Source organism: Rhodanobacter sp. BL-MT-08 (assembly GCF_054161255.1).
Window position 1 is genome coordinate 1,147,475 of sequence record NZ_CP167872.1, and the last position, 19,140, is coordinate 1,166,614.

Annotated in this window: 20 protein-coding genes, 1 pseudogene and 1 riboswitch; of the genes and pseudogenes, 18 read left to right on the forward strand and 3 right to left on the reverse strand. The window is 63.2% G+C overall.

What is annotated here, in order from left to right:
- Positions 1-21: 21 nt before the first annotated feature.
- On the reverse strand, positions 22-1,683 hold the full coding sequence (ettA, locus tag ACDK93_RS04780) for an energy-dependent translational throttle protein EttA (RefSeq protein WP_184509380.1): 1,662 nt from the start codon (positions 1,681-1,683) through the stop codon (positions 22-24).
- Between the two features lie 352 nt (positions 1,684-2,035).
- Between ettA and glyA the strand changes: the two genes are divergently transcribed.
- The 9 genes from glyA to nusB all read left to right on the forward strand — a co-directional run bounded on the left by glyA (position 2,036) and on the right by nusB (position 9,973).
- Entirely contained in the window at positions 2,036-3,289 is a 1,254-nt protein-coding gene (gene glyA / locus ACDK93_RS04785; protein WP_458071449.1) for a serine hydroxymethyltransferase, read from the forward strand.
- Between the two features lie 56 nt (positions 3,290-3,345).
- Positions 3,346-3,768, forward strand: coding sequence for a four helix bundle protein (locus tag ACDK93_RS04790; protein ID WP_458071450.1), 423 nt, complete (start codon positions 3,346-3,348; stop codon positions 3,766-3,768).
- Positions 3,769-4,290, forward strand: coding sequence for a transcriptional regulator NrdR (gene nrdR / locus ACDK93_RS04795; protein WP_179477530.1), 522 nt, complete (start codon positions 3,769-3,771; stop codon positions 4,288-4,290).
- Positions 4,291-4,441: 151 nt separating this feature from the next.
- Positions 4,442-5,524, forward strand: coding sequence for a bifunctional diaminohydroxyphosphoribosylaminopyrimidine deaminase/5-amino-6-(5-phosphoribosylamino)uracil reductase RibD (ribD, locus tag ACDK93_RS04800; protein WP_458072345.1), 1,083 nt, complete (start codon positions 4,442-4,444; stop codon positions 5,522-5,524).
- A 120-nt stretch (positions 5,525-5,644) separates the two neighbouring features.
- Positions 5,645-5,851: riboswitch (FMN riboswitch) on the forward strand.
- 148 nt (positions 5,852-5,999) lie between these two features.
- Entirely contained in the window at positions 6,000-6,641 is a 642-nt protein-coding gene (locus ACDK93_RS04805; protein WP_458071451.1) for a riboflavin synthase, read from the forward strand.
- Positions 6,642-6,850: 209 nt separating this feature from the next.
- Positions 6,851-7,942, forward strand: coding sequence for a bifunctional 3,4-dihydroxy-2-butanone-4-phosphate synthase/GTP cyclohydrolase II (gene ribBA / locus ACDK93_RS04810; RefSeq protein ID WP_458071452.1), 1,092 nt, complete (start codon positions 6,851-6,853; stop codon positions 7,940-7,942).
- A gap of 100 nt (positions 7,943-8,042) precedes the next feature.
- Entirely contained in the window at positions 8,043-8,966 is a 924-nt protein-coding gene (gene ldcA, locus ACDK93_RS04815) for a muramoyltetrapeptide carboxypeptidase (protein WP_458071453.1), read from the forward strand.
- 99 nt (positions 8,967-9,065) lie between these two features.
- Positions 9,066-9,527: a 6,7-dimethyl-8-ribityllumazine synthase gene (gene ribH / locus ACDK93_RS04820; protein ID WP_179477523.1), complete on the forward strand. Its 462-nt coding sequence runs from the start codon at positions 9,066-9,068 to the stop codon at positions 9,525-9,527.
- A complete protein-coding gene (nusB, locus tag ACDK93_RS04825) occupies positions 9,527-9,973 on the forward strand; it encodes a transcription antitermination factor NusB (RefSeq protein ID WP_458071454.1) in 447 nt (148 codons plus the stop codon). The genes ribH and nusB overlap by 1 nt, the downstream gene beginning before the upstream one ends.
- Positions 9,974-10,495: 522 nt before the next feature.
- Here the strand turns inward: nusB and ACDK93_RS04830 are convergent.
- Positions 10,496-11,023 carry a hypothetical protein gene (locus ACDK93_RS04830; RefSeq protein ID WP_458071455.1) on the reverse strand — a complete coding sequence of 176 codons (528 nt, stop codon included), beginning with the start codon at positions 11,021-11,023 and terminating at the stop codon, positions 10,496-10,498.
- A 345-nt stretch (positions 11,024-11,368) separates the two neighbouring features.
- Here ACDK93_RS04830 and ACDK93_RS04835 point away from each other — a divergent pair.
- From ACDK93_RS04835 to ACDK93_RS04850, 4 genes and pseudogenes are all read left to right on the forward strand, one after another.
- Positions 11,369-11,452, forward strand: a pseudogene (locus ACDK93_RS04835) (transcription antitermination factor NusB); the annotation flags it as partial.
- Positions 11,452-12,000, forward strand: coding sequence for a GNAT family N-acetyltransferase (locus ACDK93_RS04840; RefSeq protein ID WP_458071456.1), 549 nt, complete (start codon positions 11,452-11,454; stop codon positions 11,998-12,000). The pseudogene ACDK93_RS04835 and the gene ACDK93_RS04840, both read left to right, overlap by 1 nt.
- Positions 12,001-12,025: 25 nt before the next feature.
- Positions 12,026-12,994 (forward strand): thiamine-phosphate kinase, encoded by a 969-nt coding sequence (gene thiL, locus ACDK93_RS04845; RefSeq protein WP_458071457.1) that lies wholly within the window; start codon positions 12,026-12,028, stop codon positions 12,992-12,994.
- Complete coding sequence (locus ACDK93_RS04850; protein ID WP_458071458.1) at positions 12,991-13,515, forward strand: phosphatidylglycerophosphatase A family protein; 525 nt, start codon at positions 12,991-12,993, stop codon at positions 13,513-13,515. The genes thiL and ACDK93_RS04850 overlap by 4 nt, the downstream gene beginning before the upstream one ends.
- An 8-nt stretch (positions 13,516-13,523) precedes the next feature.
- Here the strand turns inward: ACDK93_RS04850 and ACDK93_RS04855 are convergent, their stop codons facing one another.
- On the reverse strand, positions 13,524-14,471 hold the full coding sequence (locus tag ACDK93_RS04855; RefSeq protein WP_458071459.1) for an NAD-dependent epimerase/dehydratase family protein: 948 nt from the start codon (positions 14,469-14,471) through the stop codon (positions 13,524-13,526).
- A 90-nt stretch (positions 14,472-14,561) separates the two neighbouring features.
- Between ACDK93_RS04855 and ACDK93_RS04860 the strand changes: the two genes are divergently transcribed.
- The 5 genes from ACDK93_RS04860 (at position 14,562) to ACDK93_RS04880 (ending at position 19,124) form a co-directional block, all read left to right on the forward strand.
- Positions 14,562-15,458 (forward strand): LysR family transcriptional regulator, encoded by an 897-nt coding sequence (locus ACDK93_RS04860; RefSeq protein ID WP_458071460.1) that lies wholly within the window; start codon positions 14,562-14,564, stop codon positions 15,456-15,458.
- A 95-nt stretch (positions 15,459-15,553) separates the two neighbouring features.
- Positions 15,554-16,522, forward strand: a complete 969-nt coding sequence (locus ACDK93_RS04865) for a potassium channel beta subunit family protein (RefSeq protein WP_458071461.1) — start codon at positions 15,554-15,556, stop codon at positions 16,520-16,522.
- 105 nt (positions 16,523-16,627) lie between these two features.
- On the forward strand, positions 16,628-16,855 hold the full coding sequence (gene hemP / locus ACDK93_RS04870; protein WP_458071462.1) for a hemin uptake protein HemP: 228 nt from the start codon (positions 16,628-16,630) through the stop codon (positions 16,853-16,855).
- A 133-nt stretch (positions 16,856-16,988) separates the two neighbouring features.
- Positions 16,989-17,561: a hypothetical protein gene (locus ACDK93_RS04875; RefSeq protein ID WP_458071463.1), complete on the forward strand. Its 573-nt coding sequence runs from the start codon at positions 16,989-16,991 to the stop codon at positions 17,559-17,561.
- Positions 17,562-17,852: 291 nt separating this feature from the next.
- Complete coding sequence (locus tag ACDK93_RS04880; RefSeq protein WP_458071464.1) at positions 17,853-19,124, forward strand: efflux RND transporter periplasmic adaptor subunit; 1,272 nt, start codon at positions 17,853-17,855, stop codon at positions 19,122-19,124.
- The last annotated feature ends 16 nt before the right edge of the window (positions 19,125-19,140 follow it).

The following is a 19,140-nucleotide window of genomic DNA, read 5'->3' on the forward strand; positions in this document are numbered from 1 at the left end:
CGTTCCCCGTTCCCGTTACAATCAAGCCAGCTTCTTGTACTTCACCCGGTGCGGCCTTGCGCCTTCTTCGCCAAGGCGACGTTTCTTGTCCGCTTCGTATTCGTTGTAGTTGCCGGGGAAGAACTCGACGTGCGAGTCGCCTTCGAACGCGATGATGTGCGTAGCGATGCGGTCGAGGAACCAGCGGTCATGCGAGATCACCATCGCGCAGCCGGGGAACTCGAGCATGGCGTCTTCCAGCGCGCGCAGCGTCTCGACGTCAAGATCGTTGGACGGCTCATCGAGCAGCAGCACGTTGCCGCCCTGCATCAGGGTCTTGGCCAGGTGCAGACGTCCGCGCTCACCGCCGGACAGCGAGCCGACCAGCTTCTGCTGATCGGTGCCCTTGAAGTTGAAGCGGCCAATGTACGCACGCGACTGCAGTTCGTACCTGCCGATGGTGATGATGTCAGCGCCGCCGGAGACTTCCTGCCACACGTTCTTCTTCGCATCGAGGTTATCGCGCGACTGGTCGACGTAGGCCAGCTGGACGGTGTGGCCAAGCTTCACTTCGCCCTTGTCCGGTGTTTCCTGGCCGATGATCAGCTTGAACAGGGTCGACTTGCCGGCGCCGTTGGGGCCGATCACGCCGACGATGGCGCCCGGTGGCACTTTGAACGATACGTCGTCGATCAGCAGCTTGTCGCCGAACGACTTGCTGACGTTCTTGAACTCGATCACTTCCTGGCCCAGGCGTTCGCCCGGCGGAATGTACAGTTCGTTGGTTTCGTTGCGCTTCTGGTACTCGACCGAGTTCAGCTCTTCGAAGCGGTTGATACGCGCCTTGCCCTTGGACTGACGGCCCTTGGCCGCCGAGCGTACCCACTCCAGCTCGCGCGCCAGTGCTTTCTGCCGACCCTTTTCGGCAGCCTCTTCGCGGGCCAGACGCTCGCCCTTCTGCTCCAGCCACTCGGTGTAGTTGCCCTTCCACGGAATGCCGCGACCGCGATCGAGTTCCAGAATCCACTCCGCCGCGTTGTCGAGGAAGTAGCGGTCATGCGTCACCGCCACCACGGTGCCGGTGTAGTCGTGCAGAAACTTTTCCAGCCAGTCCACCGACTCGGCGTCCAGATGGTTGGTCGGCTCGTCGAGCAGCAGCATGTCGGGCTTGGACAGCAGCAGGCGGCACAGCGCCACGCGGCGCTTCTCGCCGCCGGAGAGCGGCCCGATCTTGGCATCCCACGGCGGCAGGCGCAGCGCGTCGGCGGCGACTTCCAGCTGGCGCTCGAGCGCATGCGCGTCGTTGGCGGCGAGCAGGTTTTCCAGCTCCTGCTGCTCCTTGGCCAGCTTGTCGAAATCGGCGCCTTCCTCGGCGTATTCGGCGTAGACCTCTTCCAGCCGCTTCTGCGCGTCCAGAATTTCGGAGACGCCTTCCTCGACCGCCTCGCGCACGGTCTTTTCCGGGTCAAGCTGCGGCTCCTGCGCCAGGTAACCGATCTTGGTGCCGGGGTTGGCGCGCGCCTCACCCTGGAAGTCGGTATCCACGCCGGCCATGATCTTCAGCACGGTGGACTTGCCGGCGCCGTTGACGCCGAGCAGGCCGATCTTGGCGCCAGGGAAGAAGGACAGCGAGATGTCCTTGATGATCTGGCGCTTCGGGGGAACGATCTTGCTCACCCCGTTCATGGTGTAGATGTACTGCATGCAGCCTCCGTAGGCTTACCGCGCGGCCCTGAGCGGGCCACGCGTCAAAAAGAGTTTGTCTAGCCGCCTATTATAGCGGCTTGTGGTGAGCGGACGTTGACGGTTGGCGCCCCGCGACGGTGCGTTTTGCCTGCGCAAGCCGCAAACCGCGATGGCATTCGGGCAAGCGGGTTTACGGCGTGCTCGCGCTGGGCTGCGGCATTGGCGACGCCGTGCCGTCAGAGCGCGCTTGGCAGCCTCTCTCTGGCCTCACGGCAGTGGCCGCAAACCCCCGGCAGCGCTACACTTTCAGGCTGGTTAAGCGGGTATAGCCCGCGCCCTCCATCCCGCTCCCCACTTGCCGAGGCGAAGAATGTTCCCGAAGGACTGCACGATTGCCGGTTATGACGACGAACTGGCCAAGGCCATGGCCGACGAAGGCCAGCGCCAGGAAGATCACGTCGAGCTGATCGCCTCGGAGAACTACGCCAGCCCGCGGGTGATGGAAGCCCAGGGCTCGAAACTGACCAACAAGTACGCCGAAGGCTATCCGGGCAAGCGCTACTACGGCGGCTGCGAGTACGTGGATATCGCCGAGAAGCTGGCGATCGAGCGTCTGAAAGCGCTGTGCGGTGCTACCTACGCCAACGTGCAGCCGCATTCGGGCTCGCAGGCCAATCAGGCGGTGTACTTTGCGTTGCTGCAGCCGGGCGACACGATTCTGGGCATGTCGCTGGCCCACGGCGGCCATCTCACCCACGGCGCCAAGGTCAACTTCTCCGGCAAGATTTTCAACGCCGTGCAGTACGGCGTAAACGAGAACGGCCTCATCGATTACGACGAAGTCGAGCGTCTGGCCGTCGAGCACAAGCCGAAGATGGTCGTCGCCGGCTACAGCGCTTACTCGCAGTTGATGGACTGGGCGCGCTTTCGCGCCATCGCCGACAAGGTCGGTGCCTATCTGTTCGTCGACATGGCGCACATTGCCGGCCTCGTCGCCGCGGGCGTCTACCCGAGCCCGCTGCCGCACGCGCACGTGGTCACCTCGACCACGCACAAGACCCTGCGCGGCCCGCGCGGAGGCATCATCGTCGCCAAGGACGCCGGCGAAGAGATCGAGAAGAAGCTGCAGTCGATCGTGTTCCCCGGCATCCAGGGCGGCCCGCTGATGCACGTCATCGCGGCCAAGGCCGTGGCTTTCAAGGAGGCGCTGGAGCCCGAGTTCAAGGCCTACCAGGCGCAGGTGATCAAGAACGCCAAGGCGATGGCCAAGACCTTTATCGAGCGCGGCTACAAAATCGTTTCCGGCGGCACCGAAAACCACCTGATGCTGGTCGACATGATCGGCCGCGACGTTACCGGCAAGGACGCGGAAGAGGCGCTGGGCAAGGCGCATATCACCGTCAACAAGAACGCCGTGCCGAACGACCCGCGCAAGCCTTTCGTCACCTCCGGCCTGCGCGTGGGCACGCCGGCGATCACCACGCGCGGTTACCTCGAAGCGGACACCATCGAGCTGACCAACTGGATCTGCGACGTGCTGGACAAGCCGTCGGACGAAGCGGTGATCGCCAAGGTGCGCGATGCGGTGACGGCGCAGTGCAAGAAGTTTCCGGTTTACGGCTGAATTGGTAAAGCGGGATCGGGGAACGGGGAACCACTCAAGGTGGCCCGGCGGGGAACATGGAGGTTCCAGTGGCGTGCGATTACAGGGAGTTGCGGGTTTGGCAGGACGCCATGTTGTTGGCTGAGGCTGTTTACTCGATCACGAAAGAATTTCCTCCGGATGAGCGGTTCGGTATGACTTCGCAATTGCGTAGAGCGGCCGTCTCAGCTGTATCGTGTATTGCAGAAGGTAATGCACGCAGTTCTACTCGCGATTATTTGAGGTTTCTACACATGTCCTCCGGTTCACTGGCTGAAGTCGAAACGCAAATGCTGCTGGCGGAGCGCTTTGAGTATGTGTCTCCGAAAGACGCGAGCTCATTGCTGACATCGTTGAACTCGGTGGCGCGCCAACTGCAGTCCCTGAAAAAAGCCCTGACCGAAAGACTTGCCGAGATCGACCCGTTCCCCGTGCCGCATTCCCCGTTCCCCGACCAATAAATGCATTGCCCCTTCTGCCAGCACGAAGACACCCGCGTGATCGATTCGCGCCTCGCCGAGGACGGCGGCACGGTGCGGCGTCGGCGCGAGTGTCCGCAGTGTGGCGAGCGCTTCAATACGTTCGAAACGGCGGACCTCAAGCTACCGACGATCGTGAAAAGCGGCGAGCGGCGCGAAACCTTCGACGAGCGCAAGCTGCGGGTGAGTTTCGAGCGCGCGCTGCAGAAACGTCCGGTGACCAGCGATGCGGTGGACGCGGCGGTGCGGGCCATCGTCAATGACCTGCGCCGCAGCGGCGACCGCGAAGTGCCATCGCGCGAAGTGGGCGAGCTGGTGATGCGTGAGCTGAAGAATCTCGATCAGGTCGCCTATGTGCGCTTCGCTTCGGTCTATCGCAGTTTCGAGGACGTGCACGCGTTTCGCGAAGAAATCGAAAAGCTCGAGCGCGACTTGCCCGGGCTGGAAACGCTGCAGCTGCAGCTGCTCGGCGAAACCGTCGCCAAGCGCAGCAAGAAAGTCTGATCCGCGTCGCGCACCGGCAGGTAGCAAGCATGTTCGTGGCCATTATCGAGCGCCTGCCACCGCAAGAGCTGGAAAGCGTGCGGGACTGCTGGGCGCCATTCCCTCAGGCCAAAAAAGCGTGACGACGTTCAGCGCCATCGATCATGGCCACATGGCGCACGCGCTGCGGCTGGCCGAGCGCGGGCTTTATACGACCCAGCCCAATCCACGCGTGGGCTGCGTCATTGCTCATGCAGACAAGGTCGTTGGGGAAGGCTGGCATCAGCGTGCCGGCGAACCGCACGCCGAAGTGTTCGCCCTGCGCGAAGCCGGTGAGCGCGCGCGCGGAGCGACGGCTTACGTCACGCTGGAACCTTGCGCGCATTACGGTAGAACGCCGCCCTGCGCCGAAGCGCTGATCGCCGCTGGCGTGGCGCGCGTGGTGATCGCCGCGGAAGACCCGTTTTCGCAGGTGGCCGGTCGCGGTATCGCCATGCTGCGCGAGGCCGGCATCACCGTCGATACCGGGCTGATGCGGGACGGCGCCCGTGAGCTCAATATCGGATTCTTCAGCCGCATCGAACGCGGCCGGCCGTGGCTGCGGGTGAAGCTGGCCATGAGTCTGGACGGCCGAACGGCGCTGGCCAACGGCGAATCGAAGTGGATCACCGGCGACGCCGCGCGTGCCGACGTGCAGCGCTGGCGTGCGCGCAGTTCGGCCATTCTCACCGGCAGCGGTACCGTGCTGGCCGACAATCCGCGTCTCACGGTGCGGCTCTCCGACGAGCAGGCGTTCACGCCGCCGCTGCGCGTGGTGCTGGATCGGCAGCGGCGCATGCCGGCAGGCAGCCACGTGCTCGACGGCAGCGTGCCGACGCTGATGCTTCATACAGCGAACATAGATATATCAACGGCGGAAACGGATGGACGCGCGAATTCCATCGAGCACGTGGTGGTGCCGGAGCAGGGCGACGCACTCGATCTCAACGCTGTACTGGCGCTGCTCGCCGAGCGCGGCTGCAACGAGGTACACGTCGAGGCTGGCCCGGTGCTTTGCGGCGCGCTCTTCGCCGCCAGTCTGGTCGACGAGCTGCTGCTTTATATCGCGCCGTTGTTTCTTGGCGACAGCGCCCGACCGCTGCTGCATCTGCCCTCGCTGGACGATATGGCGCAGCGCTGGAATCTGCGGATGATCGAGCAGCGCCAGCTGGGCAACGACTGGCGGCTGCGCCTGCGGCCAGCCCCATCGGTTTGAGCGTGCTGCGATTTCGCTATCCACGCCGAGATCGCAGCGTTCACGTGGCAGGACAGCGCAGTCCTGCCGCCCGCCTGCGCTAATGCTAAACTTCGCCAGCCGGTCAGCCGGCAAATACCATAGCGTCTTCAGGGCGGGGCGAAATTCCCCACCGGCGGTAGGTTGAAGGGCGGCCTTTACTTAAGGCATTCCGACAGCGAGCCCGCGAGCGCCTCGACCAGCTCCGTAAGGAACGACTTCGAGGGTCAGCAGATCCGGTCAGACTCCGGAGCCGACGGTTGGCAACTGGCGACAGTTTCCAGAGAGTCCGGATAAAAGAAGACGGTCGAACGTGCAGCCTCGCGGCTGCGCGACGACCTCGTGCCTTGGGGCGTTTCTTCGCATGCGTTCAACGCGGGAAACGTTTCATGAAACTGATTGCATCATTGCGATATGTCGCTGGTTCCGGCGTAAGCCTCCTGCGGGAGGCGCGCTGATGTTTACCGGCATCATTCAAACCGTAGGCCGCATCGCACGACTCGAGCCGCGCGGCGGCGATGTGCGTTTAGCCATCGATACGGCCGGCCTCGATCTTACCGACGTGCAGCTGGGCGATTCGATCGCCGTCTCCGGCGTGTGCCTTACGGCGGTAACGCTGGAGGCGCGCGGCTTCAGCGCCGACGTGTCCAACGAAACGCTGTCCCTCACCACGCTGGGCAAGCTCAAAGCGGGTGACCCGGTGAATCTGGAAAAGGCCTTGCGCCTGGCCGATCGTCTCGGCGGTCATCTGGTGTCCGGGCATGTCGACGGCCTGGGCAAGGTCGTGTCGGTCACGCCGGACGGCCGTTCGCAGCGCTGGGTTTTCGAGGTGCCGACCACCCTGTCTCGCTATATCGCGGCCAAGGGCTCGGTCTGCATCGATGGCACCAGCCTGACCGTCAACGAAGTGGCGGGGCAGCGATTCGGCGTCAACCTGATTCCGCACACGGTAGAAAACACCGCCTTCCACGCGCGCCGACCCGGCGACGCGGTGAATATCGAGGTGGACGTGATCGCGCGCTACGTCGAGCGGCTGCTGGCCAGCGGCTCGGCGCCGAAGCTCGACGAGGCGTTTCTGAAGCAGCACGGGTTCGCGTGACGATCCAAAATAATTTGCCGTCATTTCAGCGCAAGCTGAGTGGCTTCACAACAGCGCAGCTGGTCAAACCCGTGTTGTGATGTCCCGTGAACTCGCTGGAATCCAGCTTGACCAGCCTTCGGCTGTTGAGAACCGCTGGAATGACGAAGTAGAGATTTTCCCGTTTCCCGTTTCCCGTACCTCAATTCCCCGTCCCCGGAAATCACCCCATGAGCTTCAACACCATTCCTGAAATTCTCGAAGACATCCGCGCTGGCCGCATGGTGGTGATCCTCGACGACGAGGACCGCGAGAACGAGGGCGACCTGATCATGGCCGCCGAGAAAGTTCGCGCGGAAGACATCAACTTCATGGTGCGCGAAGCGCGCGGTCTGGTCTGCCTCACGCTGACCGAGCAGCGCACGCGCCAGCTCGGCCTCAAGCCGATGGTCAGCGACAACACCTCGCCGTACCACACCAACTTCACCGTCTCGATCGAGGCGGCCGAAGGCGTGACCACCGGCATTTCCGCGCACGATCGCGCGCGCACCATCCAGGTGGCGGTGAAGCCGGATGCGAAGCCGCAGGACATCCATCAGCCCGGCCATATTTTTCCGCTGACCGCGCAGCCCGGCGGCGTACTGACCCGAGCCGGCCATACCGAGGCAGGCTGCGACCTGGCCGGCCTCGCCGGACTGGAGCCAGCGGCGGTGCTGATCGAGGTCTTGCACGAAGACGGCTCAATGGCACGTCGCCCCGAGCTGGAAGTCTTTGCGGCCAAACACGGGTTGAAGATCGGCTCGATCGCGGACCTTATCCGCTACCGCATGGAAACCGAAAAGACCGTCGAGCGCGTCTACGAAGAAGACGTGCAGACCGAATTTGGCCCGTTCCGTTTGATCGCCTATCGCGATGCCATTCGCAAGGGCTTGCACTACGCACTGGTGCGCGGCACGGTGGATGACGGCACGCCGGTGCTGTCGCGCGTGCACGTGCGCAATACCTTGTCCGATGTGCTGCACCTGCAGCGCGATGATCTCGGCCTCACCGTGACCTCGGCCCTGCGCCGCATCGCCGACGAGGATCGCGGCGTGCTGCTGGTGCTGTCCGGCGAAGACACGCCGGAAGCGCTTCTGGCCCGCCTCAATCGTCAGCCGGCGACGCAGGCGCCGGACGAAGCGCAGCAGCAGGAGTGGCGCCAGCACGGCCTGGGCGCGCAGATGCTGGTCGATCTGGGCGTGCATCATCTGCGCGTGCTCGGCACGCCGCGCAAGCTGGTGGGTCTGGCGGGTTTCGGGCTGGAGGTGGTGGAGTACGTCTAGGCGCCTTGTCATGGCCGGCGCCCCCTGCCGCCATGTTTTCAACACGCTTCGCGCGTTGCCAGACCGCATACTTCAGCTTTTCTAACCATTGATCGCGACCATGACTGAAACTTCTGTCCGCCTGATCGCCCCCTCCGGTTACCCGCACGATCGCGCGGCGATGGCGCGCGGCGTGGAGCGCCTGCATGAAGCAGGGTGCGCGGTGAGCGGGCTGGACGTGCTCGATCGCGTCGAGCTGCGTTATGCCGGCAGCGACGCGCAGCGCGCCGCCGACATCAACGCGCTCGCCACGATGGAGTCGCTGCCGGATATCGCGCTGGCCGTGCGCGGTGGCTACGGCGCCACGCGCCTTCTACAGCATCTGGATTACGGCGCGCTGCGCGAACGACTCGCCGGCAGCAGCACCGTGCTGGTCGGCCACAGCGACTTCACCGCGATCCAGATGGCGCTGCATGCACAGTGCGGGCTGACGACGTTCGGCGGTCCCATGCTGGGGCCGGATTTCGGCGCCGAAGTGGCCAGCGCTTTCACTCTGCAGCATTTCTGGAGCACCGTGCGCGCTCCGCAAGCCACGGCGGCGTGGAGCACGAACGATCCCATCGAGCTTGACGTGGAGGGCCCGCTGTGGGGCGGCAACCTGGCCATGCTTTGCAGCCTGATCGGTACGCCGTATTTCCCGGCCATCGATGGCGGCATTCTGTTTGTGGAGGACGTCACCGAGCCGCCGTTCCGGATCGAGCGGCTGCTGTACCAGCTGCATCTTTCCGGCGTGCTTGGTCGCCAGCGCGCGCTGCTGCTGGGCGACTTTACCCAGTGCAAGCCCAGTGGCTACGACAATGGCTACGACCTGGCCCAGGGTTTCGCGCAGCTGCGCGGCGCGGTCGATATTCCGGTCATCGACGGTCTGCCGTTCGGCCACGAGCCGAAGAAATTCACCCTGCCGTTCGGCGCGCCCGCGCGGCTGCGGACGGCTGGCGGCCGGGCTCAGCTGGTTTTCAGCGGCTATCCGCATCTGGCGCGCTAGAGCCCCAGTACCAGCCTGGCACCGTTGATCAAGCAGGAGTGCCGGCAAACCCGTAAAATGGGCGGTCAGCCTGGACCGCGGTCCACAGAGGAATTAGCAATGAAGATCATCGAAGGCGATTTCGCCACCCCGAAGGGCAAGTTCGCCATTGTCGCCGGCCGTTTCAACGGCTTTGTCGTGGAACCCCTGGTAGCCGGCGCGCGCGACGCGCTGGTTCGCCACGGCGTGAAGGACGACGCGATCGAGCTGATTCGTGTGCCGGGCGCCTGGGAGATTGCGCTGGCCGCGCACAAGCTGGCCAACTCCGGCAAGTACGCCGCGGTGATCGCTCTGGGTGCGGTGATTCGCGGCAGCACGCCGCATTTCGACTATGTCGCCGGCGAGTGCGCCAAGGGCCTGGCCCAGTCCGCTTACAGCTCCGGCGTGCCGGTAGCCTTCGGCGTGCTGACTACCGACAGCATCGAACAGGCGATCGAGCGTTCCGGCACCAAGGCCGGCAACAAAGGTGTCGACGCGGCCATGGCGGCGCTCGAGATGGTCAACCTGTACGGCAAGCTGTGATGGCACAGGCGCCGCAGGGTCTGGATATGGCCGCGCGTTCGCGCGCCCGCCGCCGTGCGCTGCAGGCGCTGTACGCGTGGCAGCTCAGCGGCAGCCACATGAACGCGGTGATCGACCAGTTCCGCCACGAGCAGGACATGGAAATCGCCGACCTCGAATACTTCGAGGATCTGCTGCACGGCGTGGAGAAAAACGTCGATGCGCTCGACGCAGCGCTGCGCCCGCATATCGACCGCGAGGTCGCGCAGATCGATCCGATCGAACGCGCCGCGCTGCGCCTAGCCACCTACGAGCTGAAGTTTCGCCCCGACGTGCCATATCGCGTGGTGATCAACGAGGCGATCGAAGTGACCAAGCGCTTCGGCGCCGATCACGGCCACAGCTACGTCAACGGTGTACTCGACAAGCTGGCCGCCGAGCTACGCGCGGTCGAGAAACGCGGCTGATGTCGGGCGCGGCCAGCTCCGGCTGGCCCGCGGGTGCATTAGGAACGCGCGAAATTGAGCGTTTCCTGCGCTGCTGTCGCAAACGGTGGTGACTTCTAAGTCGCACGAAGAACAATGCGACCTCGAAATTAGCCGCGGCTGATCAGGCGGCAGTTCAACGCTGAGTGATGATTTTGTGCCGGATACCTGGCATCGAACGCGGTGGCGTGGAGGGCAGCGTTATGGACGGGTTGCAAAAATGCGTGCGCCCTCTATGAGGTCGCCGGCCAAGCGCATTTCACGGCATGCAGAACTTCTGTTTGTTGATTCGCCTGTACGAACGAGTCAAGGGCCTGGCGTATAAAAGCGTGGCGGCCGGTTGGTAGACGCATTCATGAGTGGCCTGCCACTCAAATATTTTTAGCAAAACCTGTGCTTGGAAACGCCTCGCCGGGAAAGCCTTTTCTCGCGGGTGGCGGATACCTTCAGCGGAGAGGTATCCGGTCCGTATGCACGAAGAGTATGCCAGCGGCGATCAAACTCTTAAGAGGAAGTCGCCAGTTCAATAGTAGCTTTCTGAAACGAAAACCAGCAAGAATCCCCGTTGGTGTTGTTAAATTTGGCTGCGGCTGTTCCCAATACCCCAGTAACCTTGACGCGATCGCCGGTCTTGAGGCTAGCAATCTTCTTCTCGTTTACGAGTAAGTCGTCACGCGTAATTCCTTCGCCGGTACACTGTGGATTGGTGGGGTCACGAAAGATGACGGCAATCTGATTTTGGGGATTGCCGTAGGTTTGAGCTAGAACACCAGTTTTGGTGATGCGTGTGACGATACCCGGCACGACAACTGCATGCTGATCCCATTTTTCCTTCGCCATGACCTCGTTCTGTTTCCAGTCCTGCCAGATTTCGTTCAACGTCGTCGGCTTGGCATTCGCCAAAAGACGGAAATCTCCGTGCAGAACGTCGCCAGTGGTGTTCAGTGCAGTGTCCACGGTTTCACAACCACCGATTGCCACGACTGCCAAGCAGAGCAAGCCTGCGCCCACATATTTCAATCTCTTCCGCATGGTCCTTCTCCCTTTTCAAGATGAGCGTTCTCCGTGAGGCATATTAAGCAGGTGCACAGAATCTGGTCTGTCATCCTTTACGACACAATGTGTGGCGTATTTCTGACAAAACCGTCGCATTCGGGCAAAGTAAGGTTGCGCAGACTATGGTGTGCTTCAGACAGCCCTCGATTGCCAACCTCAGGTTTTGTGACCATTCATGTATATGAGGTGAAGAGTAAGATGGCAGGTTCATGCTTGCCCGGTAGGAGCTGGCAAAATTTTTAAAGCATCATGAAATTTCAATTGATCAAAAAAAGTAATGCGTTTGACAAGAGGTGTCGTGATCATGTGCGCCATGCATTAGGCGCCTATCGCGGCCACAGCTACGTCAACGGTGTACTCGACAAGCTGGCCGCCGAGCTACGCGCGGTCGAGAAACGCGGCTGATGTCGGGCGCGGCCAGCGACCTTGCTGTGGCTGTGCCCGTGCTGGAAACCGAGCGCCTGCGTTTGCGTGCGCATCGCGCCGACGATCACGCCGCGTTGTCCGCCACCTGGGCCGATCCGCTGGTCTATCGTTTTCTCAGCGGCCAGCCGACATCGCCGCCGGATGCCTGGATGCGCTTGCTGCGCTACGGTGGGCTTTGGTCGATGCTCGGCTACGGCTATTGGGCCGTCGAAGAAAAAGCGAGCGGTCAGCTCATCGGCGACATCGGCTACGCCGACTTTCGGCGCGGCATGACGCCTTCGCTCGACGGGATGCCCGAGCTCGGCTGGGTGCTGGCGTCGCACGCGCATGGCAAAGGCTACGCCAGCGAGGCGCTTGCCGCCGTGCAGGCCTGGGGCGACAGCCATTTCGGCACGCACCGCTCGTGTTGCATCATCGATCCGGACAACGTCGCATCGACGCGGCTGGCCGCGAAAGCCGGTTTCCACTTCTGGATGGAAGGCCAGGTTCACGGCTCCACCGTGCACGTCTTCACGCGCGACGCGTAAACGCGCGACAGCCGGGATCGAGGATATGGAATTCAGCCTGATCGAACGCATCCGCTCGCTTACCGAACAGTCGCGCGACGACGTCAGGTTAGGCATCGGCGACGACGCTGCCGTGCTCGCCGTGCCGGCCGGACAGGAGCTGGTCGTGGCCATCGACACGCTGGTGGAAGGCGTGCATTTTCCAAGCGGTACATCGGCCGTCGACATCGGCTGGAAGGCGCTGGCGGTCAACCTCTCCGATCTCGCGGCCATGGGCGCCACACCGGCGTGGGCTCTTCTGGCGCTGACCCTGCCCGAGCCGGATCAAGCCTTCGTCGAAGGGCTTGCCGAAGGCTTTGCGCAGCTGGCCAAGCCGCACCGGCTGGCGCTGGTCGGGGGTGACACCACGCGCGGTCCGCTGAGCATCAGCGTCGCGGTGCACGGTTTTGTTGCGCCGGGAAAAGCGCTGATGCGTTCCGGCGCCAAGGTGGGTGATGCGGTGCTGGTGACCGGCACGCTGGGGGATGCGGCGGCCGGCCTGCATGCGCTGGCCCATCCTTTGGCGGTCGAGGATCAGCGCAGCGACGCGCGCGATCTGCTTGTCGCCCGGCTCAATCGGCCGATGCCACAGCTGGCCGCCGGCTCGGCGCTGCGCGATCTGGCGCACGCGTGTATCGATGTTTCCGATGGCCTGATCGCCGACCTCGGGCACATCTGCACGGCCAGCGGTGTCGGTGCGGAAATCGACGCATCGCTGCTGCCGCTCTCGCCGTCGCTGATAGCGATCTACGACGACGCCAGCGCGCAGCAGTTCGCGCTCACCGGTGGCGATGACTACGAGCTGTGCTTTACCGTGCCGATGAATCGACTCGCCGATGTGCAGTCCGACCTTTCGCGGCTCGGCTGCGGCGTCACGCGCATTGGCCGCATTGTCGAAGGCCAGGGTGTCAGCGTGCGTGGCGTCGACGGCCAGTGGCTGGAAACCGGGCAGGCCGGCTGGAATCATTTCGCATGAGTGCCAAGAAAACCCTCAGCGCCGAACAGCGACGCGCACTGCTCGCCACGCCCGCCGGCTGGCTGGCCTGCGGCTTCGGTTCGGGGCTCACGCCGGTGGCGCAGGGTACCTTCGGCTCACTCGCCGCGCTGCTGCCGTGGCTGCTGCTGCGCCAGCTGTCGTTACCGCTTTATGTCCTGGTTTTGCTGGTCGGTTTTGCCATCGGCGTCTGGGCTTGCGATATCGCCGGTCGCGCCCTCGGCGTGGACGATCACCGCAGCCTGGTCTGGGACGAATTCATCGGCCAGTGGATCGCATTGATCCCGCTGCTGCTTCCCGCGCTGCTGCCGACGCGTTTCTCGACGTGGTGGTGGCTGCTCGCCGGCTTCGTGTTGTTCCGCCTGTTCGACGTGTGGAAACCCTGGCCGATCCGCTGGATGGATCGCCATCTCAAGGGCGGCATGGGCGTGATGGTGGACGATGTGGTAGCGGGGGTTTTTGCGGCGGTCGTTTTGGCGCTGGCCATGTATTCGACTCGATAGCGCATTTTTCAAAGGCAGCCCATTCCCTTCAAGGTGTCGCTAACAGCGCGATCAAGATCGGTATGCGGTTCTGCACCCAGAAACGCGACCAACTTGCGATTGTCCAGTTGCAGCGGTTGACGCCACAGGTAGCGCATTTCGCGGACTTCGCGAAACATCGTGACGAAGGGCGATGCCAGCGTGACGAACCACCACGGAAACGACCGCAGGGGCAGTTTCGGATGGGCGGCTGCTTTCCGAATAGCCGGCATCAAGGTGTTTCCGTCGACCCAGTGGCCGCCAAAATGAAATCGCTCGAAGGCGGCCAGATCGCTTTCGCGTTCCAGCAGCAGCGCAATGGTCTTGCCGACGTCCGGCAGATAGGCCCAGGCATGCGGCAGATCGCGCTTTCCCGGGTAGCTCACGCTGCTCGGCTTTTTCCCGGGTTTCAACATGGCGTTGAACCAGTTGTTGCCGGCGCGCGGGCCGAAGAAATCACCGCAGCGGAGTATCAGTACGCGCATGCCGTTGGTCGCGGCCGCTTCGAGGCGCTTTTCCATCTGCACGCGGATTTTGCCTTTGCGCGTCAGCGGCTGCTGCGGTGAGCTTTCGCTCAAGAGCGGCAGCGCGTCGGTTCCGAAGTTGTAGACCGTGCCCGGCAGCACGATGCGCGCGTTGTTTTGCCGGGCGGCGGCGAGGGTGTTGTCGAGCATGGGGAGTACGACGGTGTCCCAGTTTCGATAGCCGGGCGGATTGACGGCGTGCACGATAACACCGGCGCCGCGCGCGGCTTTCGCCACATCGTGCGCGTTCATGGCATCACCCTCATGCCACTCGATGCCGGCGGCAAGATGGGTTCGCGTGGTGTCTCTAACCAGGCCGCGAACCGTCCAGCCGTGCTGCAGAAGTGCACTGCTTATTTCGCCGCCGGCTCCGCCGGTGGCGCCGAGCACCAGAGCGATGCGTTGTGCTTTCATGATCTTCTCCCGTGGAATGTGGGATCAGAATGAGCGCTGCGCGTCTAAATGAAAATTGCCTAAAAGCTAACTTCTGCTATACATAAATGCATGGCTAAAAAAGAACCGGGTTGGGAGCTGTATCGTTCGTTTCTCGCAGTGATTCGCGAAGGAAGCCTGTCAGCCGCGGCGCGTAGCCTGGGCATGACCCAGCCAAGCCTCGGGCGGCATATCCGGCAGCTGGAGTCCGATCTGGGTGTCGTGCTGTTTACGCGTTCGCCGCAAGGCCTTATCCCTACCGACCTCGGCGATGAGCTCGCGCCACACGCCCAGGCGATGTACGCGACCTCCGCGGCGTTGCGTCGGGCCGCCTCCGGCAGCAATAGCGAAGTGCGCGGCGTGGTGCGCGTGACCTGCAGTGAAGTGATCGGCGCCGAGGTGCTGCCGCCGATACTCACGGATTTGCGGCAACGGCATCCGGGCATCGTGATCGAGCTTTCGCTGTCCAACCGCAGCGAGGATTTGCTGCGCAAGGATGCGGATATCGCTGTGCGCATGGTCCGTCCCGTGCAGGGCGCGCTGGTGGCCCGTCACATCGGTGTGATTCCACTGGGGCTCTACGCGCATCGCCGCTATCTGAAAAGCAACGGCACGCCGCTGTTGCTGGACGATCTGCATCGGCACGCGATCATCGGCTATGACCACGAAACGCCTGCGCTGCGCGCCATTCGCGACAAGTTGCCTTTCGGTCGCGAGGATTTTTCGCTGCGCACCGATAGCGATCTGGCCCAGCTCGCGGCGATTCGCGCCGGATACGGCATCGGCGGCTGCCAGTGTGCGTTGGCCGAGCGCGACAAGAACCTGGTGCGCGTGCTGCCGCAGGCGTTCGCGCCCAGCCTGGATACCTGGCTGGTGATGCACGAGGATCTCAAGGTCAGCCGGCGCACGCGTCTCGTGTTCGACCATCTCGCGGCGGCGCTGGTGGCTTATTTAGCCGTTGCGGCATAGCACAGAGGTAGCGGTAAACCGCCGCATGGGTTGGACGTCAAGGTGCGCATGTTGTCATGCTCCCGTTCCCCGTTCCCCAGACAAAGGACCACCCCATGCAATACCGCCGCCTCGGTTCCACCGGCCTGCAACTTTCCGCGCTGTCGTTCGGCGCATGGGTCACGTTCGGCAAGCAGGTGGGGCGGTCGCAGGCGCGCGAACTGCTGGCGCTGGCGCACGATCGCGGCGTCAATTTTTTCGACAATGCCGAGACGTACAACAAAGGTGTGGCCGAGGAGTTGATGGGCGACGTGCTGGCCGATCTGCGCTTTGCGCGCGACAGTTACTGCGTGTCGAGCAAGGTGTTTTTCGGCGCGGTGGCCGATCCGCTGCCGACCCAGCGCGGACTGTCGCGCAAGCATGTGATGGAAGCCTGTCATCAGGCGCTGCAGCGGCTACGCGTGGATTATCTGGATCTGTATTTTTGTCATCGGCCCGATCCGGATACGCCGATTGCGGAAACGGTGGCGGCGATGGACACGCTGATTCGCCAGGGCAAGGTGCTTTACTGGGGCACCAGCGAGTGGCCGGTCGAGGCGATTCACGAGGCGCATCGCGTGGCCCGCGACCATCATTTCTATGCGCCGGTGGTCGAGCAGCCCGAGTACAACCTGCTGCATCGCGGACGCGTCGAAACCGAATACGCGCCGCTGTACGAGGCTTACGGCATGGGCACCACGATCTGGTCGCCGCTGTCCTCCGGGTTGCTGTCGGGCAAGTACAACGACGGCGTGCCGGCCGATTCGCGCGTCAATCAGCCGGGCTACGAGTGGCTGCGCGACAGCGTGTTGGGCAAGGGCAATGAACGCATCGACAAGGTGCGCGCATTGCAACCGATCGCCGACGAGCTCGGCGCCAGCGTGGCACAGCTGGCGATTGCCTGGTGCCTGCTCAACCCGCACGTGTCCACGGTGATGCTGGGCGCCAGTAAGACCGAACAGTTGGAGCAAAATCTCGACGCGCTTGATGTACTGCCGAAGATCGATAAGGCGATGCAGGAGCGGATAGAGAACGCCGTCGCCTAACTTGACGCGTAATAGTCGGAATGAATCGCACCGATAGACGGCAGTTGACACTTAAATGAGAATCATTATCATCAAAGCTGTCACTGACCTTCTGCGGAGCTTGCCATGTCGATTTCCACCGTGTCCCAGTCGCAATCCGTTGCCCATGTCGTTACGGCCAGCCCGCGATCACTGCAGCTGGTGAATACGCGGCCGGTGGCGGATAACGCTGCCATTCCGCGCATTTCCAGCCAGCTGTTGCTGGACGGTGGGCGCGAGCTGGTGATCCAGCATCAGGGCGGGGAATATCACCTGCGCCTGACGCGCAACGACAAGCTGATCCTCACCAAGTAATTGCTTCGAACGTCGCGAGCGGTTGCGCCGCGCGCCCATTCCAAGGCCATTGCCAGATCGCCCGCGGCCTGCGGGCTCCAGCCGGCTATCCGCGCATGCCTGTTACGGCACGCGCATCATCGCTGGAGCTGATATGTACGGCTGGCTCGATACTTTCTTTTGCGCACCGCGCGCGTGGTGCGCCGAACCCGGCGAGCGCAGCGCGCACGTCATGCCGTCGGCGCTCGCTCGGTGGCTGCCGCTGCTTGGCAGCGTGCTGTACGTGCCGTCGCGGACCGTGGTCGAAGCGGGGCGATCGCCCGATGGCGTGCTCAGCGAGAGTCCGTTGCTGGCGCCGTTGCTTCATACCCGCCGTCTGTGCGTGCTGGGTCTGGTCGGCGCGGATGGTCCGCGTGAGTGGATCGAGTGTCTGGACGCGCGCGGCGAGATTCTGGCTCAGCTGCATTTGCTGCCCGATACCGACTATCTGGCCTGGGACAATCTGCCGGACGAAAGTCGGATGATCGCAAGCGACCCCGGACGCGGCACGTCGCGCCTGTTTCGCGGCAGCGCTGCACATCTCATGCGCTTCCGCTGCCAGTCGCTTGCCAACATGCTTTGCCTTGGTGAGGCCACCGCGCCGCACATCTCGCCGTTGGGTCGCGTGGTCGCGCAGGCCATCGCCGGCTCGAAGCCGCTGCTGATGCAGGGTTTGCCGGTTTTGTAGCGGGAGAAGAGCGGGGAACGGGGAACGGGGAACGGGGGCCGTCAAGTGTCAGAGCCTGTCTGTCTTCATTCCACGTAACACGGAGACAAGATGCTGGTCGGGAACTTCACGTTCCCCGTTACCCATTCCCTGCTCTCAAGAGTGTCCGGCGCACTCCGGCCAGTGTCCGCGGACACGTTTTCTAACGCCTGTGATCGCCGAAAACCGTTGCCCCGCCTCATTTTTCATCTTGGCATGTGGATTGCAAAACCCTGTGCGGGACCGCCCGGTGCGCGGTCAGGGATGCATCACATGATTCGCGACACTTCCGCGCAAGACCGTATCGTCGAGGTCAAACCCAACCGCAAGCGTCGGCTGATGCTGATCGGCGGCGGTGTGGTCGTGCTGGGCCTGCTGGTATGGCTGGTGCCGGGCATCGGTCGGCTGTTTTCTGCTTCCTCGTCGGTCAGCGCTTCGCGGCTGTCGTTCGCCACCGTGGAACGCGGCCCCTTCGTCAACGATATCGCCGCCGAAGGCAAGGTCGTCGCGGCGGTCAGCCCTACGCTGTACGCCACGTACGGCGGCGCAGTCACTCTGCAGGTGCACGCCGGCGACACGGTGAAGAAAGACCAGGTGCTGGCCACCATCGACAGCCCCGAGCTGCGCAACAAGCTGGCGCAGGAGCAGTCCAAGGCCGATGCGATGCAGGTCGATTACCTGCAGTCGCAGGTGGATGCGCGCACCAAGCGCAGCGATCTGCAGAAGGCGTTCGATAACGCGCAGATCGACGAAAAGAGCGCCGAAACCAATCTCGCCCGCGAGCAAAAGGCCTTCGCCGCGGGAGCGGCCACCGGCGTGGAAGTCGATCAGTCCAAGGATGCATTGGAAAAGTCGCGCATCGTGCTTGCACACGCCAAGTCCGATCTGGGCATGAACAACGACAGCCTGAAGTTCAACATCGAATCGAAGAAGCTCACGCACGACAACCAGATGCTGGTCGTGCAGGACCTGCAGCGCCAGGTCGACAACCTCAACGTCAAGTCGCCGGTGGATGGCCAGGTCGGCCAGCTGTTTATCGCCGAGCGCGCCACCGTTGCCAAGGACGCACAGCTGCTCAGCGTGATTGATCTCTCTGCGCTGCAGGTGGAAATGCAGGTGCCGGAAAGCTTTGCGCGCGATCTGGGCATCGGCATGGGCGGCGAGATCAGTGGCAACGGCAACGTGTGGAAGGGCCTGGTCAGCGCCATCTCGCCCGAGGTGGTGAATGGCGAAGTCGCCGCGCGCCTGCGCTTCGACGGCCCCACACCGAAACAGCTGCGCCAGAACCAGCGCCTTTCCGTGCGCGTGCTGCTCGACAAGCGCGACAACGTGCTGACCGTGCAGCGCGGCTCGTTCGTCGACGAATCCGGCGGCAGCTACGCCTATGTCGTACGCGACGGCATTGCCACCAAAACGCCGATACGCGTCGGCGCCAGCAGTATCGACAAGGTCGAGATCCTGGGCGGCCTGAAAGAGGGCGACCGAATCGTGATCTCCGGTACCGACAACTTCAAGAACGCGGCGAAGGTCGCGATCAGTAGCTGATTGAGAGCGGGGAACC

Coding starts and splice junctions, on each gene's coding strand:
- ettA (WP_184509380.1), bottom strand. CDS start 1,683: ATGCAGTACATCTACACCATGAACGGGGTGAGCAAGATCGTTCCCCCG.
- ribBA (WP_458071452.1), top strand. CDS start 6,851: ATGAGCTTCAACACCATTCCTGAAATTCTCGAAGACATCCGCGCTGGC.
- ACDK93_RS04805 (WP_458071451.1), top strand. CDS start 6,000: ATGTTTACCGGCATCATTCAAACCGTAGGCCGCATCGCACGACTCGAG.
- ACDK93_RS04840 (WP_458071456.1), top strand. CDS start 11,452: ATGTCGGGCGCGGCCAGCGACCTTGCTGTGGCTGTGCCCGTGCTGGAA.
- ACDK93_RS04880 (WP_458071464.1), top strand. CDS start 17,853: ATGATTCGCGACACTTCCGCGCAAGACCGTATCGTCGAGGTCAAACCC.
- ACDK93_RS04855 (WP_458071459.1), bottom strand. CDS start 14,471: ATGAAAGCACAACGCATCGCTCTGGTGCTCGGCGCCACCGGCGGAGCC.
- glyA (WP_458071449.1), top strand. CDS start 2,036: ATGTTCCCGAAGGACTGCACGATTGCCGGTTATGACGACGAACTGGCC.
- ACDK93_RS04790 (WP_458071450.1), top strand. CDS start 3,346: ATGGAGGTTCCAGTGGCGTGCGATTACAGGGAGTTGCGGGTTTGGCAG.
- nusB (WP_458071454.1), top strand. CDS start 9,527: ATGGCACAGGCGCCGCAGGGTCTGGATATGGCCGCGCGTTCGCGCGCC.
- hemP (WP_458071462.1), top strand. CDS start 16,628: ATGTCGATTTCCACCGTGTCCCAGTCGCAATCCGTTGCCCATGTCGTT.
- thiL (WP_458071457.1), top strand. CDS start 12,026: ATGGAATTCAGCCTGATCGAACGCATCCGCTCGCTTACCGAACAGTCG.
- ribD (WP_458072345.1), top strand. CDS start 4,442: ATGGCGCACGCGCTGCGGCTGGCCGAGCGCGGGCTTTATACGACCCAG.
- ldcA (WP_458071453.1), top strand. CDS start 8,043: ATGACTGAAACTTCTGTCCGCCTGATCGCCCCCTCCGGTTACCCGCAC.
- ribH (WP_179477523.1), top strand. CDS start 9,066: ATGAAGATCATCGAAGGCGATTTCGCCACCCCGAAGGGCAAGTTCGCC.
- ACDK93_RS04850 (WP_458071458.1), top strand. CDS start 12,991: ATGAGTGCCAAGAAAACCCTCAGCGCCGAACAGCGACGCGCACTGCTC.
- nrdR (WP_179477530.1), top strand. CDS start 3,769: ATGCATTGCCCCTTCTGCCAGCACGAAGACACCCGCGTGATCGATTCG.
- ACDK93_RS04830 (WP_458071455.1), bottom strand. CDS start 11,023: ATGCGGAAGAGATTGAAATATGTGGGCGCAGGCTTGCTCTGCTTGGCA.
- ACDK93_RS04875 (WP_458071463.1), top strand. CDS start 16,989: ATGTACGGCTGGCTCGATACTTTCTTTTGCGCACCGCGCGCGTGGTGC.
- ACDK93_RS04865 (WP_458071461.1), top strand. CDS start 15,554: ATGCAATACCGCCGCCTCGGTTCCACCGGCCTGCAACTTTCCGCGCTG.
- ACDK93_RS04860 (WP_458071460.1), top strand. CDS start 14,562: ATGGCTAAAAAAGAACCGGGTTGGGAGCTGTATCGTTCGTTTCTCGCA.